This is a genomic window from Marivita sp. (assembly GCF_022763305.1).
GTDB lineage: Bacteria > Pseudomonadota > Alphaproteobacteria > Rhodobacterales > Rhodobacteraceae > Marivita.
The window spans coordinates 1-17,224 of record NZ_JALEGT010000051.1; the positions used below are offsets into that span (position 1 = coordinate 1).

Annotated in this window: 13 protein-coding genes and 1 tRNA gene; 1 reads left to right on the forward strand and 13 read right to left on the reverse strand. The window is 61.3% G+C overall.

Annotated elements, in window-relative coordinates; translation table 11 throughout:
- Positions 1 to 79: 79 nt before the first annotated feature.
- Positions 80 to 1,252 carry an IS5 family transposase gene (locus MRY75_RS09310; protein ID WP_292307349.1) on the forward strand — a complete coding sequence of 391 codons (1,173 nt, stop codon included), beginning with the start codon at positions 80 to 82 and terminating at the stop codon, positions 1,250 to 1,252.
- Positions 1,253 to 3,243: 1,991 nt separating this feature from the next.
- Here the strand turns inward: MRY75_RS09310 and MRY75_RS09315 are convergent.
- The 13 genes from MRY75_RS09315 to acuI all read right to left on the reverse strand — a co-directional run bounded on the left by MRY75_RS09315 (position 3,244) and on the right by acuI (position 17,194).
- A tRNA-Ser gene (locus tag MRY75_RS09315) sits at positions 3,244 to 3,333 on the reverse strand.
- A gap of 69 nt (positions 3,334 to 3,402) precedes the next feature.
- The gene (locus MRY75_RS09320; RefSeq protein WP_292307207.1) at positions 3,403 to 3,780 is read right to left on the reverse strand and encodes a hypothetical protein; all 378 of its coding nucleotides are present in this window, start codon (positions 3,778 to 3,780) and stop codon (positions 3,403 to 3,405) included.
- Positions 3,777 to 4,505: an alanyl-tRNA editing protein gene (locus tag MRY75_RS09325; RefSeq protein ID WP_292307208.1), complete on the reverse strand. Its 729-nt coding sequence runs from the start codon at positions 4,503 to 4,505 to the stop codon at positions 3,777 to 3,779. Before MRY75_RS09325 ends, MRY75_RS09320 begins: the two co-directional genes overlap by 4 nt.
- Positions 4,502 to 6,862 (reverse strand): DUF3772 domain-containing protein, encoded by a 2,361-nt coding sequence (locus MRY75_RS09330; RefSeq protein ID WP_292307210.1) that lies wholly within the window; start codon positions 6,860 to 6,862, stop codon positions 4,502 to 4,504. Before MRY75_RS09330 ends, MRY75_RS09325 begins: the two co-directional genes overlap by 4 nt.
- Complete coding sequence (locus tag MRY75_RS09335; protein WP_292307212.1) at positions 6,859 to 7,893, reverse strand: cysteine synthase A; 1,035 nt, start codon at positions 7,891 to 7,893, stop codon at positions 6,859 to 6,861. Before MRY75_RS09335 ends, MRY75_RS09330 begins: the two co-directional genes overlap by 4 nt.
- Positions 7,894 to 7,946: 53 nt before the next feature.
- On the reverse strand, positions 7,947 to 9,083 hold the full coding sequence (locus MRY75_RS09340) for an NUDIX domain-containing protein (RefSeq protein WP_292307214.1): 1,137 nt from the start codon (positions 9,081 to 9,083) through the stop codon (positions 7,947 to 7,949).
- A 6-nt stretch (positions 9,084 to 9,089) separates the two neighbouring features.
- Positions 9,090 to 9,530 (reverse strand): TrgA family protein, encoded by a 441-nt coding sequence (locus MRY75_RS09345; protein WP_292307216.1) that lies wholly within the window; start codon positions 9,528 to 9,530, stop codon positions 9,090 to 9,092.
- A complete protein-coding gene (locus MRY75_RS09350) occupies positions 9,531 to 10,739 on the reverse strand; it encodes a cyclopropane-fatty-acyl-phospholipid synthase family protein (RefSeq protein ID WP_292307218.1) in 1,209 nt (402 codons plus the stop codon). It abuts the gene before it with no gap.
- Between the two features lie 175 nt (positions 10,740 to 10,914).
- Entirely contained in the window at positions 10,915 to 12,330 is a 1,416-nt protein-coding gene (locus MRY75_RS09355; RefSeq protein ID WP_292307220.1) for a deoxyribodipyrimidine photo-lyase, read from the reverse strand.
- A gap of 132 nt (positions 12,331 to 12,462) precedes the next feature.
- Positions 12,463 to 13,662, reverse strand: coding sequence for an aminotransferase class V-fold PLP-dependent enzyme (locus tag MRY75_RS09360; RefSeq protein ID WP_292307221.1), 1,200 nt, complete (start codon positions 13,660 to 13,662; stop codon positions 12,463 to 12,465).
- A 116-nt stretch (positions 13,663 to 13,778) separates the two neighbouring features.
- Positions 13,779 to 15,422, reverse strand: a complete 1,644-nt coding sequence (locus MRY75_RS09365; protein ID WP_292307223.1) for a BCCT family transporter — start codon at positions 15,420 to 15,422, stop codon at positions 13,779 to 13,781.
- A 76-nt stretch (positions 15,423 to 15,498) separates the two neighbouring features.
- Positions 15,499 to 15,912 carry a universal stress protein gene (locus tag MRY75_RS09370; RefSeq protein WP_292307225.1) on the reverse strand — a complete coding sequence of 138 codons (414 nt, stop codon included), beginning with the start codon at positions 15,910 to 15,912 and terminating at the stop codon, positions 15,499 to 15,501.
- A gap of 292 nt (positions 15,913 to 16,204) precedes the next feature.
- Positions 16,205 to 17,194 (reverse strand): acryloyl-CoA reductase, encoded by a 990-nt coding sequence (acuI, locus tag MRY75_RS09375; protein ID WP_292307226.1) that lies wholly within the window; start codon positions 17,192 to 17,194, stop codon positions 16,205 to 16,207.
- Positions 17,195 to 17,224 lie beyond the last annotated feature (30 nt).

Sequence of the window (17,224 nt, forward strand, 5' to 3'; positions counted from 1 at the left end):
CAGGCTGCTGAAATAGTGCTGCCTCGACAGCGGTTTGAGAACATGATTCATCCTCGCCACGGAAATGGCAGAGGTGATCATGCGGGGTTTGGATGAGACGAGCGGGTCGCTGTTCAGCTATGTTGATCTGGAGGAGCGCATTCCGCCGCGACACCCGCTGCGCAAGATCAGACAGGTGGTCAATGACGCGCTGGCAAGCTTGGATGCGGATTTCGAGACGCTCTACACTGATTTCGGCAGACCCTCGATCCCACCGGAACGGCTGATCCGGGCAAGCCTGCTGCAAATTCTCTTCTCGGTTCGGTCGGAGCGCCAGTTGATGGAGCAGATGGATTACAACCTGCTGTTCCGCTGGTTTGTCGGCCTCGGAATCGACGATCCGGTCTGGGTCCCCACGGTATTCACCAAGAACCGCGACCGGCTGCTGACGACGGATATGTCGCGAAAGGTGATGGCCGCGATCCTGGCGCATCGCGAGGTCGCGCCGCTCTTGTCGGACGAGCATTTTTCGGTCGATGGAACGCTCATCAAGGCTTGGGCATCGATGAAGAGTTTCCAGCCGAAGGCTGAGGCGACCCCGCCTGACGATGAAGGGCCGGGCGATCCGCCCGCCCTGAATACCACCCTTGAACCCGCGCCGTCAGAGACCCCAGCCGAGACCGACCCAATGCACCACGACAGCCGCCGCCACCGCAATGCCGAGGTCGACTTCAAGGGCGAGAAGCGCTCGAACGCCACACACGCCTCGGTCACCGATCCGGATGCGCGCCTTTACAAGAAATCCCCCGGCACGGGTGCGGTGCTTTGCTTCATGGGCCATGCGCTGATGGAAAACCGGAACGGGTTTGTCGTGCAGGGTGATCTGACCCAGGCCGAGGGTCATGCCGAGCGCAAGGCGGCGCTGGACATGATTCATCGCCATTCCCCCGGATCGACGCGGCAGCTGACGCTCGGGGCCGACAAGGGATATGACGCGGCCGGGTTCGTTTCCGACCTGCGCCAAGCCTGCGTCACGCCCCATGTCGCCCAGAAATCGAGATATTCAGCGATCGACGGGCGCACGACCCGACACGAGGGATATGCGTTGTCCCAGAAGCACCGAAAAAAGATCGAAGAGCCGTTCGGCTGGGCAAAAACCGTCGGCGGCATGGCACAAACCATGTATCGGGGCGTCGAACGCGTCCGATCCCGCTTCATCCTCACCATGGCCGCCAACAACCTTGCTCGGCTACCAAGGTTACTGGGGGCATGAAGGGAAACATCGACACAGAAGCGAGCCGTGGACGCGCCGACAGAAATGACCCATCAGTCGAACCGGACCTGATGACGGGAAAGCGTTCCGGCTCATCAACTATTTCAGCGACCTGTTAAGCCTTTCAAGGTCGACCGCAGGAAAGCTTCAGATGTAGATGCAGCGATTGAAGCCACCATGCATCGCTATGAAGAACTCATAGGTCCTTGTCACCAACGTGCTAACTGGTTCGTGTTCACTAAATCCTTTCCTTGAAAAGCGCGAACCGCCTCGCGCGCTGCCTTAGACGTGCGAACCACTAGCTTCGGCTTGAGAGCATTGACGATGCCACGCATTTCATGCGCGTGCTTTGGTGCGAGATCCAGACTTGAAAACCGTTCTGGGCGTCAGTACGCTAAGTTTAGCGCGTAGGGTTAACATGGTGCCGCTAGGCGGAGCGTTAAGGGAATTGGCCCCGGTATGTTTATATCCAGAGCCCTCGCGCATTTGCCAAAGAACATAGCAGCGGAGCTGGTCAGCAATCTCGCTACGAAGGTCGCAAACATCCTAAAAGGTGGCGCAAGCAATGCCCAAGTCGACCTAGACTGAACCATCCGGGATTGCGCGATCCGTAATGTAAGACCCATTCGGATAATTCATCAGCTTGCGAACGTAACGCACTGTCACCTTCTGGCCGAGTAGGCTCTTGGCAAGCTCGGCATTGAACACCTTGGTTACATCGCGAGATGCGGCCTCGTCAAATGCTGGATCTGACTTGACAGATGAAGGTGCAAATTCCACGTTTGGCTCGACGGGGTAGCCTTCTACTGCCGGATCGGGTCTCTGACTTCTTGTTATCCCCACCGAAGTTGTGCGGTCAGGCCGCATGAACTTAGCCCCGTCGCTTTTCGCGTCCTGTATGCGCATAACCAATTAGATATCTGAGCCGGGATCGGCCCACTAGTTACTTCAGGCTTCAGCTGCGCGCCCAGAACAAACCTTCACGGCACCTTGAGCGAAAATCTTCACTTTTGTCCCCAGCACCGATTACTTTATTGCGCCAAATTGGAAAATGCTGCGCCTTACAGATGAAACGCAAGAGTGTGCAAACCTTCTGACGGCCAAGCCCTGTCACAGAATTACGAACGACTTTGACCAACAAGCCAGTTGCTTCCATCCAATTATTTCACGTGGAGTGCTTAGGTTTAGGCGAAACAGCGTTTGACCGGCGAGCTAGGTATTCTTTCAAGACCGTCACCGACTCGCCTCGCACCGAAGCAAGATCCGAGAGGAGGACTTCAACCTGTATGGCTTCAGCTTCCGAACGAAGACGTCCATAGGTCGATTTGTGCATCCACTTTGGTTTCTCCGGGAAGGGTAGCGCAATGCCGTCGCGATTATCGCCAAGCTTTCGGCGGAGTTTAAAGACTTTCTGCAAACGCCTTGCACGCATCCCCTTGGCCTCACATGCGTAGCGACCATGCAAACACACACGGCAAGCAAATTTGCCAGCGGCACCAGCGCGGTAAACAATGGCACAGCGTCGATTACAGCTTGGACAGAGAAACCATTGACGCCTCCCACCGAAGTTCGTCGCTGACCAAGTTGTGTGGAAAACCACCCCTTCGAACGTCACCGCACCCGGCAAGGGAAGTAGGTGCTTGGGGAGTTTCCGGATGTCCAACTGTTCAACGTCGTCACAAATCATATGGAAACCTCTACAAAACGGAAGCCGCGATGCTGATGCAGTCAGTGGCTTGGACGCCTGCAACACTACTTAATACGACCAGAACACGGCCGAACACATTTTTCTCAAGAAAACCATGGAAGGCTCGGACCTTGTCACAGCAAACGCGGGCCTGCTCAGTCGGCACCTCAAAAGAGAAATACAAAATCTCTATCGCCGAACTAACCAGTTATTCACTCGAATGTTGAATGGAGGACAAAATGGGGGACGAAAAAGAGCCCACTACCTCTAAGTCATTAACTTAAAACGGAAAATTTTTGTGTAGTGGCGGACAGGAAGGGATTCGAACCCTCGAGACGGTCTCCCGCCTACGCACTTTCCAGGCGCGCGCCTTCGACCACTCGGCCACCTGTCCGAGGCGGTGTTTAGAAGAAAGCGCTGGGGGGATGCAAGGGCGATTGTTGAGATAGTTGGGAAGTTTCGCTCAAAGCTTGCGCATTCGCATCCAGAGCACGAGGAACAGCACCGCGATTGCGGATTCGAGCGCGGCGGCCCAGAGGATCGCGGCGCGGGCGATGCCGTCCCGCCAGGCCAGCAGGCCCGTGCCCGCGACTCCGAGAAACGCAAAGGCCGTGATCAGGCACAGCACCGCCGCAAACGGGCCGGGCTCCAATGATCGGGCGACGAGCAGGACCTCGCCGAGGGCAAGCACGGCGGGGGCAAAGCGGCGCGCGGGAAAATCCATGCCGGGCACGTAGTGGGTCGCATAAAGCTGGAAATAGGCGTCCGGCGCCACAATCAGCACCAGACCGACCAAGCACACGAAAGCGCCGACGACGAGGCACGCGAGCGGGTACATCATGCCTCGAGCGCGATGTTCACCCGGCGGTTCTGCTTGCCCTTGTTCTCGATCTTGCCAAAGACGACGCGGCCGATTTCGCCGGTGCGCGCCACATGGGTGCCTCCGCAGGGTTGCAGATCGACCTGATCATCGCCCTCCCCGATGCGGACGAGCCGCACCCGGCCACTGCCACGCGGGGGCTGGACAGACATGGTCTTGACCAGCCCCGGATTGGCATCGAGCTCGGCCTCGGTGATCCAGCTTTCGCTCACCACGAGGTCGCGGTCGATCAGGCGATTCAGAGCGTCTTCAAGCGCGTCCCGGTCCTCGGGCGGCTCGGGCATCATGAAGTCGAGACGCCCACGCCCGGCCGCGATGGCACCACCTGTCACCGGCAACGGGATGACCACCGACAGAAGGTGCAGCGCGGTGTGCACCCGCATGTGTTTGTGACGACGCTCCCAGTCGATCCGCTGAACGACATGCGCCCCGATGGGCGGCAGGCGGCTGGGTTCTGCGGGCACCAGCACGCTTTCGCCGGCCTGCCCTTTCACCGCCGTCGCGATGGACAGCGTTGTGCCGTCCCAGTCGATCCATCCGCTGTCACCGGGCTGGCCGCCGCCGGTTGGGTAGAACAGCGCCGTGTCGAGCACGATCCCCCCCTCTTCGGTATGGGCGACAACACGCGCAGACGCTTCGCGAGCATAGGCATCCGTGCGATAGAGCGGGTCTTGCGATTGGGTCACGATGTCGGCTCCTCCGGGTCGGGTGTCTCTGTGCGTGCCGGGCGCGCGCCCGGCAGGGCTTCGGGGTTGCGCAGCCAGATGTCGCGCTGTGCAAAGGGAATTTCGATGCCTTCGCGTTTGAACGCCTCGGCGATCTGGTGGTTGATCTCGGTGCGCACCACGAGGATCTTGGTCACATCGCGCAGGATCATCCGCACGTCGAAATCGAGAGAATCCGCGCCGAACCCTTTGAAATGCACAAAGGGTTCGGGGTTCATCAGCACCATCTCGTGGTTGCGGGCGATCTTGTAGAGCACCTCTTCGACCTTGCGCGTGTCGGTGCCGTAGGCCACGCCCACATCCACAACCAGACGGCCCAGCGTGTTGCCCCGGGTGTAGTTGGTGACCGAATTGGACACGAGATCGGCATTGGGCACGATCACCTCGGTCCGGTCGAAGGTCTCGATCCGGGTGGAGCGGACAGAGATGTCGCGCACGGTGCCGTGCTGGCCGTTAACCTCGATCCAGTCGCCTTCCGAGATCGGCCGTTCGATCAGCAGGATGATCCCGGACACGAAGTTCTGCACGATGTTCTGAAGACCGAAACCGATCCCAACCGACAGGGCGCCTGCGACAAACGCAAGCGCGGTCAGGTCGATGCCCGCCGCCGTGATAGCGATGATGACCGACAGAAAGATCCCGAGATACCCGGTCCCCGACACGATGGCGGTCTGTCCCCCCTTGTCCAGCCGCGTCTTGGGCAGGACCGACCCGCGCAGGCCGCCCTGCAGGAGGCGGGTGAGCACGTAGCCGATCAGGAAGACGAAGGCGAAGGTCAGGAAATCGGTCGGCGAAATCCGTGTATCACCGAACGAGAACCCCGCCTGGAACCGCGCCCAGATCTCGGTCAGGTCGGCCACCCGCGCGCCCCAGGTGAGCGCCAGCACCGGCAAGGCGGCGAGCGTCAGGATGCTGCCCGTGATCACCGGCAAGAGGCTCTGGGCCTCATCCAGCGGCGTCCCGGTGAACAGGTGGTAGAGATCGCGCGTCAACCTCTGCAGCAGGAGCAGCAGCGCAAAAAGGCCCAGTGTCAGGATGGTCGGAAAGATCAGCGCATCGGCGATGTTGAAATACCCGATGGCCGACAGGATCGGCCCTGCGACACCCACCATCATCGCGCCCTGCCCGGCCATGCGCGCAAGCCGTGACGGGAAGGACAATTGAATGGACTCGTCGTCGCCATTCTGGGAGGCGTCAGGCTGCGCACCGGTCTGGCGCAGGATTTGACCCAACCGGAACAGGATCAGACCACAGAGGAGATGAATGGCGAAGCCCAGCACCGCCCGGGTTTCATCCGCCCATTCCCCGATCTCGACCAGATAGGTAAAAAGCGCGTTGAGCGCGAGCAGCCAGGACAAGGAGTTCACATAGTAGCGCGCCTCGGTGCGCCGCTGTTGAGACAGCGAGATCGTGCAGATTTCGTCATCGCTGGAAAAGGTTTCCGCCGCGAGCCACCGCGCCAGCAGCACGATGAACAGCATGAACGGCAGCACGAAAATGAGCTGCGTGCCCCGGGTGCCCAGCAGGCCGGTCATGGTCACGGCCAACGCAAACAGCAATAGCCCGCCGGTCGGCAGGGTCAGTCGCAAGAGCGACAGCAATGTGCTCCAGACGCCCGTGCCGCGACGGGTGCGGGACCGCAGCCATCCGCCGAGCCGGTCAATCAGTTTCGGCGCTCGGAACACGAGCAGCATCGCCAGACCGATCAGCAAAAGCACGGCCGGCAATTGGTCCGTCGCGGCTGTCCGCAGAGTGGCGTCGGCCCAGTTGTCGCCCACTTCCCGCGCGATTTCACGGAACGGCATGAAAAGGCTGGTGATCGCGGGCCCCCAATGGCGCGGGTCCAATGGGCCGGTATCGCGCTGCAGCAGACGTTGGGTCTCGCGCGAACGGATCATGTCGTCGATGGCGGTGATCAGCCCGTCTGCCCGGCTATAGGCTTCCTCGGCGCGCAGAAGGGGGGCCTGAATCTGGCCGATCTGGCGTTGCAACTCCTGCCTGCGCTGCGCGATCTCCTCAGGCTCCGACCCGTCTTCGGGCGGTGCTCCCAGCGCATCAAGCTGAGATTGGAGGGTCGTCAGTCGCGGATCGCCCGCGTTCTGTATCCCCAGCAGCCGATCCCGATATTCCGAAAGGTCGGACCGCAGCGCCTCGAGATCCTCGGTCGGAATATCGCCCGCTTCGATCGCCGTTTCGGCACGAGTGGCCACCTGTTCCCAGGCGTCATAGTTCAGCGGATCGACCTGCGCCCACAGCGCAGACACCCCGAGCAGGAGCAGGAATGCTGCTGCCCGCAGGGCTGCACAGAGCCGGGTCATTGGTCCTCGAAGACCGTGGGAATGTCGAGCGGTGCCGCATCCATCCAGTCGGGGACCGGAAGCCCCTTCTCGCGCAGGAAGGCGGGATTGAAGAGCTTGGACTGATACCGTGTGCCATAGTCACACAGGATCGTCACGATGGTGTGGCCCGGCCCAAGGTCGCGGGCCAGCCGCATCGCACCGGCGATGTTGATTCCGGACGACCCACCAAGGCAAAGCCCTTCTTCCGACAGAAGGTCGAACACAATCGGCAGCGCCTCGTCATCGGGGATCTGGTACGCGTAATCGGGTTTGAACCCTTCAAGGTTTGCGGTCACGCGCCCCTGGCCGATGCCCTCCGTGATCGAGCCACCCTCGGATTTGAATTCTCCGGTGGTGTAATAGGAATAAAGCGCTGCCCCCATCGGATCGGCCAGACCGATCTTCACCCCTTTGGGCTGCAGCACTTCGGCCACCCCGGCCAGCGTGCCACCCGAGCCAACCGCGCAGATGAAGCCATCGACCTTGCCATCGGTCTGCTCCCAGATCTCGGGGCCTGTGGTTTCGATATGCGCCTGACGGTTCGCGACGTTGTCGAACTGGTTGGCCCAGATCACCCCTTCGTTGCTGCGCCGCGCCATTTCCTCGGCCAGACGGCCTGAATAGCGCACGTAGTTGTTCGGGTTCTTGTAAGGCGCCGCAGGCACCTCGACCAGTTCGGCCCCGGCAAGGCGCAGCATGTCCTTCTTTTCCTGGCTCTGCGTTTCGGGAATGACGATCACCGTCTTGAACCCCATCGACGCGCCCACGAGCGCAAGCCCGATCCCGGTATTGCCCGCCGTGCCTTCCACAATCGTGCCGCCGGGTTTCAGCTGCCCTTTGGCAATCGCATCCTTGATGATGAAGAGCGCCGCACGGTCCTTGACCGACTGGCCCGGATTGAGAAACTCCGCCTTGCCCAGAATGGTGCATCCGGTCGCTTCGCTGGCCTTGCGCAGCTTGATCAAAGGAGTGTTGCCGACTGCCTCGGCCAGTTCGCCTGCAAAACGCATGGTGCCCCCGTCAGATGTGTTTCCTCAGGGTGTAGGCCCGCGGGCCACGGAACTCAAGCCGAGGCGCGCAATCTGCCGCGTTCCGCCGCCAGCCAGTAGAGCATCATGATCAGGGGTCCGGCATTGATCTCGCCGGTCTGAACCAGCGCCATGGCGGTATCGAACGGCATGATGTGGCTGCAGATATCTTCATGCTCCGAAGCAAGACCACCCCGTGAGGCGCTGAATTCAGAAAGGTCGACAACACCCAGAAAACAATGGAAAAACTCGGTGGAGTATCCTGGTGACGCGTAGACCTGAACCATCGGCTCCAGGTCTCCGAGGCGCAGACCGCTTTCCTCCATGGCTTCACGTCGGGCAGTGTCTGCCGGGTCTTCTCCCGCATCGACCAGCCCGGCAATCGGCTCGAACACCCAGGGCTGCGGATCATCGCGCCACAGCGGACCAAAGCGCAGCTGTTCGATCAGAAGAACGTGATCGGTCGCCGGATCGTAGGGCAGAACCAATGCCGCATCAAAGGCAAGAAACGCCTCGCGTGTGACAGACGGGCTGCGCGTGCCGTCGAACCGCAGGTGATCGAACTGAAACTCGGCCAGCTCGAAAAAGCCGCGAAAGCCGTCGTGGCGCTGTTGTATCTGCACATCCCCGTCAGTCGCGCGGTGCCGCAGTGTGGTGGGCCCTGCACCATCGCGTGCCAGCTGGCGCGACCAGTGCCGAGCCATCAGGAAAGGCCGCAGACTGGCCGCCGTTTCCGCGTCATATCGCGCCCGTCGCGCCATCACATCCCGCGCCGCCCCAACCGCCATCTCGCCCCAGCCGCGCACCCAGTCCTCCAGAACCCAATCAGCGCCGGCGGTCTGGTCATGCGACATCGGATAGAAACAGAGCGCCATTGCCGGACCATCCTCGGCCCTGACAACGACCTCACTCAGATGATAGGAAAATGCGCCTTCATAATACTTTAGCCGCTCTTCTTCATCTTCCGTCACATCAAGAAGCAAAAGCCCCCGCGCCTCTGCCTCCGCAGACTTGGCGATCATGGGATAAGGCTGATCCTTGACCCAGGACACGTGATGGTCCGGCAGGACAGCCTGCCTCAGACGCGGCGACAGTCCCTCCACCGGACATCCCAGAACCGCCTCCAGCAAAGGCACATGACACAGCGTGCCGTAGAAGAAGAGACTGGACAAAACGCCTTATTTCCAGCGCCGGGCTGCGTATTCCGAAAAATACCCCGTCAGCAAAGCACCGATCAGCAGGGTCGAGATCATCATCGGGTTCATCAGGAAACCCGCATATTCGATCCCTATTTCAAAGATCGCCGAGAACGCCTCCACCGGACCGTCATAGCGCCGCTTCATCGACAGATTGAACATCTCGAGACTGGCATGCACGAAGACACACCAGAAGATCAGCGCGGCAACCCCGGTCAGACCGTTGGCGATGGCGTCTTTAGTCCCCCGCCCGGCTCGTGTGCCGACGACGATCCAACCGACACAGGCACCGATGATCGCGTTGTAGGTGGAGAAATTGCCGAAATAGGTACTGACCGGAAGCAGCGTCTTGAGAAGCTCCGACGCCAGATACCCCAAAGCTGCGAGACAGAGTGCTGCAACGGCTTTGGCGGCTGTGGGCATCTAACTTGGTCTCGTGATGGTGATCTGCGTCACATCACAGTTTCCGCTATGGAAAGTCGCCGCGCAAGAGGTCAGATAAAAATTCCACATTCTGCGGAACCGTTCATCAAATCCAAGACGGGCGACCTGATCCCATTTTTCGTTGAAGGTCTCGTGCCATCGCCGCAACGTCTGGCTGTAGCTTTCCCCGAATTCGATGGACCGCGCGACGGTGAGCCCCGCACTCTCGATTTCCGAGCGCAGCACGCCCGGGCTTGGCAGCATGCCGCCGGGAAAGATGTATTTCTGAATGAAATCAACACCCCGATTGTAAATTTCCCAGCGCGATTCCTCGACAGTGATGATCTGCAAGGTCGCATTCTTGCCCGGCTTGAGGCAGTTCTTCACCGAATTGAAATAGGTTGGCCAGTATTTCTGCCCAACCGCCTCGAACATTTCGATCGACGCGATCCCGTCATATTGGCCTTTTTCATCGCGGTAATCCTGCAACTTGAAAGTCACACGATCCGACAAACCGGCCTTGGCAATCCGTTCCACGGCATACTTGTACTGCTCGGCGCTGATGGTCAGACCCGTAACCTTGAGCCCCCGTTCCTTTGCCGCGTATTCGGCAAACCCGCCCCAGCCACAGCCGATTTCGAGAACATGATCCCCGGGCTGCGCGCCCATCTGGTCCACCATGCTCTTGTACTTGGCAATCTGCGCCTTTTCCGTGCTCTCCTGTCCGGTCTCGAACAGGGCCGAGGAATAGGTCATCGTGTCGTCGAGCCAAAGACTGTAGAAATCGTTGCCCAGATCGTAATGGTAACTGATGTTCTTCTTGGCCTGCCGTTTGGAATTCGACTGCATCCAGAACCGCAGCTGTTCGTACCAGCGCACGAATGTCATGCCGGGGAAGCTGTCATAGACATCGTTGTTGTCGCCATGGACAAAATCCATGAAGGCCTGAAGGTCGGGCGTGCTCCACCACCCTTCGAGATAGGCATCGCTGAACCCCAGATCACCATCCCGGATCAGGCGCGCAAAAAGATCGCTGTTGTGCACATGCACTTCGGCCACCGGTCCTGGCTCCTTGCCCTCGGCCCGGAAATGCCGGCCATCGGGCAGGATGAAGTCGACCCGCCCCTTCTGCAGCTTGTCCGCCATCGCGAAGACCTGCGCAAAATAGCGCGGCAGATTGGGCTGGGTTTCGGTCGATGTCAGGATCATTCAGGTCTTCCACTGTCCAAGTCACGTGACACTAGCCACAGCCGCGCAGGGCAGGCAAGTGTTAACGCTAGGTAGTCCACCGCGGCCAAAGACAAGATATACCGCTAGGTAAGTGACGGATTTTGTTCACTTGCGCTGTTTTTCCGCGACAGCCGAACCTGAACACTGCGGTGGATCAGAAATCCCGGTTCTCGTAGGCCGAAAGCGCCCGCTTCCGCCCCTCGTCCGGGCCCACGACCGGGTCGGGATAGGCGGCATCGGGCGATAGGGTCCAGGACCGCGGGATCGCATCGAAATAGGACAGCGCGTCCGCATGCGGCGTGCCGTAGCCTTCGGCGATCCACCGACTGACATAGTCCCGATCCTTGTCGAACTTGTCGAGCTGCGTCACCGGGTTGAACACCCGGAAATACGGCGTTGCATCCGGCCCTGAGCCCGCCGACCATTGCCAGCCCATCGCGTTCGAGGCCGGATCCCAGTCGATCAGGCAGTCCTCGAACCACCGCAGGCCGATCTTCCAATGGCACATCAGATGCTTGGTCAGGTAACTCGCCACGATCATCCGGCCACGGTTGTGCATGCGCCCCGTGACATACATCTCGCGCATCGCCGCATCGACAAAGCGGATGCCGGTGCGCCCCTGTTTCCACGCCTTGACCTCGGCACGCCGTTCATCCTCGTTCCAAGGGAATGCCGCCCATTCCTCGCGCCAGTTGTCGGTCAGGATACGCGGCGTGTGCCACATCAGGTGATAGGCGAACTCGCGCCACACGAGCTCCTTCAGGAAGGTCTCCGCACCAGCCTTGCCATCCTGCATCGCGCGCTGCCCGGCATGCCAGCACTGCGCCGGGCTGATCTCGCCAAGCGCGAGGTTCTCGGACAGGTTCGATGTCCCATCCACAGCAGGAAGATCCCGCGTCCGGTCATACTCGGCCACCTTGGACGCCATGAACGCGCCCAGCCGGGACTGCGCTGCGCCCTCGCCCAGTTGCACGAAAGGGCGCACCACGTCCGCCCCCCGGTTCATCGCGGCCCCAAGCGCCCAATCCTCCAGCACCTCGCTCTCGGGCCACACGTCTGGTGCGGGCAAAGACGATGGCGCCAACAAAGGCGCCTCGACCGACCGATCCCGCACCGATTTCCAGAACGGCGTGTAGACCTTGTAAAAGGTCCCCTGCCCGGTCTCGACAGTCCACGGCTCGAACATCAGGTGCCCGGCAAAGCTCTTGGCCTCGATCCTCAAATCCTTGAGCGCCGCCTTCACATCCGTATCCCGCTCCACCGAGTCGGGATCATAGGCGCGCTGCCAATAGACCGCGCCCGCGCCGACCTCCTTGGCCAGCGCCGGGATCACCTCGCGCGCATCGCCGGATCGCAGGATCAACCGGCTGCTCTTGTCCCGCAGCGCTTCGGCAAAATGCCCGACACCAAGGCCCAGCCGCCATTTCGGCGCAGCGCCCAGCGCGTCAACCGTGCCGTCCCGCACGAAGACCGGGATCACCGGCCCGCCTCGCTCCACCGCCGCCACAAGGGCCGCGTGATCGCTCAGCCGCAAATCCCTGCGGATCCACACCAGTGTCGGAGATGTCATCGCCCTGCCCTTCGCCGATTTGTTTCCGCGCGACCTAGCCGCGCCGCGTCAAAGGTCAAACGCAGGTCCTTTCTTCTCTGGTTCCCAAATACTTCGGGGGAGTCCGCCACAGGCGGACGGGGGCAGCGCCCCCTACAGCACCGCGTCCAGCGCAGCGATGGCCTTGGTCACCTCGGCCTGCGTGGTGTAATGCACAAAGCTCAGCCGCAGCACGCCCTTTTGCATGTCGACCCCCATCGCCTCAAGCGCACGGACGGCATAGAAATCGCCCCCGCCGCACATGATGCCATGCCGGGCAAGCTCGGCCGCAACCTCTTCTCCCGGACGGTTGAGCGCCAGGGTCACGGTGGGCGCGCGCGAAGAGGCCTCGGAGGGGCCGATGAGCCGCACCGAATTGCGGTCCTTCACCGCGTCCAGCAGCGGCTGCAACAGCGCGACCTCATGCGCCCGCATCACGTCATGCACGCCGCGCGCCGTCACGCCATGATGCGCGGCAAGCGCCTCGATGTAATCCACCATCCCCGCACAGGCCGCAACCTGCGCATGGTCCGGTCCGGCAGGCGTGAACCGCTTGTATAGCGTGTCGGCATTGAAATAGTGCCCCTGGTTCGGCAGCATCCGGCCCAGACCGCGCCGGATCACCATCACGCCCTGATGCGGACCATAGGTCTTGTAGCTGGAAAACAGGTAGATGTCGGGGCCCAGATTGCCCACATCGACAAACCCGTGCGGTGCATAGCTCACTCCGTCGACACAGACGAAAGCCCCCGCCGCATGACAGAGCGCCGTGATCTCAAGCACCGGATTGACCTCGCCCACCACATTCGAACAATGCGGAAAACACACCAGCCGCACCTTGTCGTCCAGCAGGTCCTCCAGCGCCTCTGTGTCAAGATGGCCGGTCTCCGGATCGACCTTCCACTCCCGCACCTCGACACCCCGGTTCGCCAGCTGTCGCCATGGCCCCGAATTGGCCTCGTGATCCTGGTTTGTCACGATGATCGCCTCGCCGGGCGACAGGAACTGACGGAACGCCTGCGCCAGGACATAGGTGTTCTGCGTGGTCGAAGGCCCGAAACTCACCTCGTCGGTCTCGACCCCAAGCAACGCAGCAAGACGGGATCGCGCCTCGTCCATTTCCTCGCCTGCAAGCCGCGAGGCCGCGTAAGGCGCATAGGGCTGAACCTTGCGCGACCTGTAGGTGCGGGTCAGCCGGTCGATCACCTGCGCGCAGGTATAGGACCCGCCCGCGTTCTCGAAAAACGCCTGCCCGGCCAGAGAGGATTCGGCAAAGGCGGGAAAATTGGAACGTACGAAATCTGTATCCAGCATGGTCTTTTTATTCCTTGGGGATGCAGCACCGGTAGGGGCTGGACAGCACGGTGGACGTGCCACAAAAAATCCGCCCCGGCCTGCACCGGGACGGACTATAACGCGCTTTTTTAAGACTAGAGAATGCGACGTTCCGCCTGCAGACCTTTCCAGATCGCAAGGCACATCACCAAAAGCACGATGGTGAATGGAAGGCCGGTCGAAATCACCATGGATTGCAGCGATTGCAGACCTCCAGCCGAGAGCAGCAGCACGATGGCCACGGCCCCTTCGAAAATGCACCAGAACACCCGCTGGGGCACCGGCGCATCCACCTTGCCACCTGCGGTGATCGTATCGATCACCAGCGATCCGGAATCCGACGAGGTCACGAAAAACACGATCACGAGGATGATGCCGATGAAGCTGGTGATCGACGCGAGCGGCAGCGCATCCAGCATCTTGAAAAGCTTGAGCTCCAGCGGCGCGTCCTGTGCTGCGGTGTAGCCGTCCTGCACCACCTGCTGCACCGCGACACCGCCAAAGACCGACATCCAAAGCACGCAGACCAGCGACGGGATCAGCAGCACGCAGATGATGAATTCGCGCACGGTCCGGCCGCGGCTCACGCGGGCGATGAACATGCCCACAAACGGCGACCAGCTGATCCACCACGCCCAGTAGAACGAGGTCCACCCCTGCATGAAGTTGGTGTCTTCGCGGCCCACCGGGTTCGACAGCGCCGGGAGATATTGCAGATAGGCTGCAAGGTAGTCGACAAAGCCCGTCAGGATCGCGATCGTTGGCCCGGCGAACAGCACGAAGAGCAGCAGAAGTGCCGCCAGCCCCATGTTGATTTCCGACAGCACCTTCACACCGCCATCAAGCCCGCGCACCACCGAAATCAGCGCCACGGCGGTGATTGCGGAAATCAGGATCACCTCGGTGCTGGAACTCACCGGAATGCCGAACAGCTCGTTCAGACCGGCATTGGCCTGCGTGGCCCCGAAGCCCAGCGATGTCGCCAGACCGAACAGCGTGGCGAACACGGCAAGAATGTCGATGACATGTCCCGGCCAACCCCAGACGCGATCTCCGAGGATCGGATAGAAGGCAGACCGGATCGTCAGCGGCAGGCCCTTGTTGTAGGAAAACAGCGCCAGCGCCAAGGCCACCACCGCATAGATCGCCCAGGGGTGCAGCCCCCAGTGAAAGATCGTCGCGGCAAAGGCCAGACGGATCGCCGCCTGCTCATCGCCGCCAGCCGCGCCCAGCGGCGCCCAGTCCGTCCGCGCGCCATCTTCCGCAGCCGTTCCGCCAAGTGACGAGGCGAAATGGCTCATCGGCTCGGACACGCCGTAGAACATGAGGCCAATGCCCATGCCGGCGGCAAACAGCATCGCGAACCAACCCACATAGGTGTAGTCAGGTGTGGCCTCGGCCCCACCCAACCGGACCGACCCGACCGGCAGCACGATGAGCAGGAGACAGAACAGCACGAAGATGTTGGCGGCGCTCAGGAAGAACCAGTCAAACCCCTTGGTGACGGCGCTGAACATCCAGCTGAAGGCGGCGCCCGCCTGTTCGGGCAGCGCAAGCGTGTAGAAGACGAAGGCGATGATGCACAGCCCCGACACGAGAAAGACCGGATTGTGGATATCGAGCCCGAACGGTCCGATCCGCGTTTCGATATTGTCCTGACCGATCTCGTAATCGGTCTCGATGATCTGCGACATGCCCTCCGGTTCGGGTATGCCCTGATTTGTTGAAGTATCGGCCATGCAGCGGCCTCCCTGATTGATTTTCTTGAAATGACTGACCTTTATACGCGCCAGCGCGGTCCGGGTTCCCGGCCGCCTAGCGCACCACCATCACCGACACCTTGGCGCGTTTGGCCACGGTGCCGCCATTCGACGGCCAGATGTAGTCGGTGAGATTTGGCACATGGCTTGCCATCACCACAAGATCCGCACCGGTATCGTCGATCGCCCGGAGCAAGGTCGGATCAAGATCGGTGGTCGGATCATGGCTCGTCAGCGCCAGTCCTTCTGCCGTCACGCCTTTGGCCGCGCCCTGCGCCTCGGCAAAGTCCGCCATCTTCTGCGCGAACTCCTGGGGAGTGTGCGCCACCGATCCGGGCGTCGCGGCCGCCACCCCCACATAGACGAGCGTTGCACCATAATGCTGCGCCAGATCCGAGGCGCATCGCAGCGCCCGCTCCAGCTTGTCCACATGCGCCAGATCCACCGGCACCATGATACGATTGAACACGGATTGTCCCTCCTGCTTGGTCTGCCGGCATGTCGGACATACCGGTCTTGGGACGCAGCGTCGGGCAGGCGATCCCGCCTCATATCTGTCTCGATGCGCCCCTGCGCGCCGTCCGGGTGCGGACGGCATGGACCAAGCCTAAACGGAACCGCCGCCCCGATGCAAACCGGAGCGGCAGATCATGTCGCTTTTGCGACACAGGTTTCTTTCAGAAACCGCCAGAAATCATTGGCGATTCCGGAAAATCCCCCTCAAATCGTGTCGTTTTTCGACAATACCCGACAATACGCCGTCACCCCGCTGCCACATCGACAACAACGCGGCCCTTGACCTGACCCTTGAGAATATCCGCCCCAAGCTGGGGCAGATCGGCCAGCGTCGCCGGTGTCACCATCGCCTCGAGCTTTTCCATCGGCAGGTCCCTTGCGATCCGCTGCCAGGCCCGCACGCGGTTGTCATAGGGCTGCATCACGCTGTCGATGCCCAAGAGGTTCACCCCCCGCAAGAGGAACGGGATCACAGTCGCGGGCAGGTTCGCCCCACCCGCCAGACCGACAGCAGCCACCGAAGCGCCATATTCCATCTGTCCCAACACACGCGCCAGCATCGCGCCCCCCACGGCGTCGACACAGCCGCCCCAGGTCTCGGACTCAAGCGGCCGCTTCACGGTCTCGTTGATCTCGTCCCGCGCCACGATCTGCGTCGCCCCCAGCGACTCCAGATAGGCCGCCTGCTCCGGCCGCCCGGTCACGGCGGCCACCTTGTGGCCCAGATTGGCCAGGATCGCTGTCGCCACCGACCCCACACCACCCGCTGCACCTGTCACCAGAACCGGACCCGGCTTGATGCCGTGATCCTCAAGCGCCATGACCGCCAGCATCGCCGTAAAGCCCGCCGTGCCCACAGCCATCGCCTGACGCGTGTCGAGGCCCTCGGGCAGCGGCACCAGCCAATCGGCCTTGACCCGCGCCTTCTGGGAATACCCGCCCCAATGCGCCTCACCAACACGCCAGCCGGTCAGCACCACCTTGTCACCGGGCTTGTAGCGGTCATCATCTGACGCCTCGACCGTCCCGGCAAAGTCGATCCCCGGCACATGCGGGTATTTGCGCACAAGCCCGCCCCCCGGCCCGATGCACAGCCCGTCCTTGTAGTTCACCGTCGAATACTCGACCGACACCGTGACCTCGGCCTGCGGCAGGTCATCCAACCCGATCTCCTCGACCGCCGCCGATGTCTTGCCGCTTTCTTCGTCCTTGCGCACCATCAATGCCTTGAACATGCCGTGCTCCTTTTCATCTTGCCAATAAAC